Origin of the sequence: Psychrobacter urativorans (genome assembly GCF_904846695.1) — a bacterium.
Classification (GTDB): Bacteria; Pseudomonadota; Gammaproteobacteria; order Pseudomonadales; family Moraxellaceae; genus Psychrobacter; species Psychrobacter urativorans.
In genome coordinates, this window is record NZ_CAJHBR010000062.1 from 1 (window position 1) to 1,204 (window position 1,204).

At 43.0% G+C, this 1,204-nt stretch carries 1 protein-coding gene; it reads right to left on the minus strand.

Annotation, left to right across the window (positions count from 1 at the left end):
• Positions 1–32 precede the first annotated feature (32 nt).
• Positions 33–1,010 (minus strand): IS110 family RNA-guided transposase, encoded by a 978-nt coding sequence (locus JMY09_RS14360; RefSeq protein WP_201624630.1) that lies wholly within the window; start codon positions 1,008–1,010, stop codon positions 33–35.
• Between the last annotated feature and the right edge of the window lie 194 nt (positions 1,011–1,204).

Consider the following 1,204-nt stretch of genomic DNA (forward strand, 5'->3'; position numbering starts at 1 on the left):
TAGATACCATGAGAAAAAGCAAGCCTAAAGACTCAATTAACATGTAAAGAAGCATCGAAAGGTCGCTGACTTTTCAACACTGCCTGAGCGATGGCTAATATCTTACGCATTAAAGCAACAATGACCACCATTTTCGGTTTGCCATGATTAACCAAACGACTGACAAAGCTTTGGTAAGCACCCTCTTTATATTTACCAAACGAGAACCCCATAGCAGGCATATAAAGCACTTTCCTGATCTCAGAATGACCAATCTTAGAGATACGAGCCCTTTTCTCTACAGAGGTTCCTGACTGATGAACCATAGGGGTAAGGCCTGCAAAGCTTGTGGCTTGCTTGGACTTTTTGAACTTTGAACCATCGCCTAGATAAGCTAGCAACCAAGGAACAGTAAGCTTGCCCACAGCGGGTATGGATGCTAAAAGTTTAGCATTATGCTTAAGCGTCTCATCAGAGGTAATCAGATCATCAATAGCCGCTTGAATTAAAAGGATCTCAGTCGCTAAGAAATCAAGCGTTCGCTGACATGACGCGATAGCATCAAAGTCTCTGAGCATGGTTTTACGCACTTGTTCAGACTGATGTTGTCCTTTTAAGTGCTCAAGTTGGCGTAGCTTTAATAGCAGGCCTCGATCTGTCTCTTTAGGGGGTAGCCAAGCTTGTGGTTGTTCTTTAGCACAGTATCGAGCAATGAGCTTAGCGTCGACGATGTCAGTCTTGCTACGAATATTAAGACTGTTTGCATAGCCTTTGATGCATTTAGGATTGATCACACTGACGGTGGCACCCTTAGCATTTAGGTAATACGCTAAGGGTTCCCAGTAGACGTTGGTGGCTTCCATAAGAAGATGTAAGTCTGATGGTGCTTTATCAAGCCATGATAGCAGCGCTTCAAAGCCCTGAGCAGTATTGTCAAAGCTTGAGTGATTATAGTGAGTGTTGTCACTATATAGAGCGGCATCGAATGTCTTACAGGATATGTCAATGCCAATATAATAAGTATGATCCATAGTACTCTTAAACCTTGTAGATTCGGGCTACACTATTGTGCGCCTAGGATACCATTCGAGATGTGTGTTATGGATTGCCAGCATAGGCTTTATCTACACTACAGGTTTTAAGCCTAAGGTTGGGCACAACTCTATGCTGACAGGGTCACTATTAGTGTACGCTACTAGTGACTGTTTTATCATACAAGGTTGGG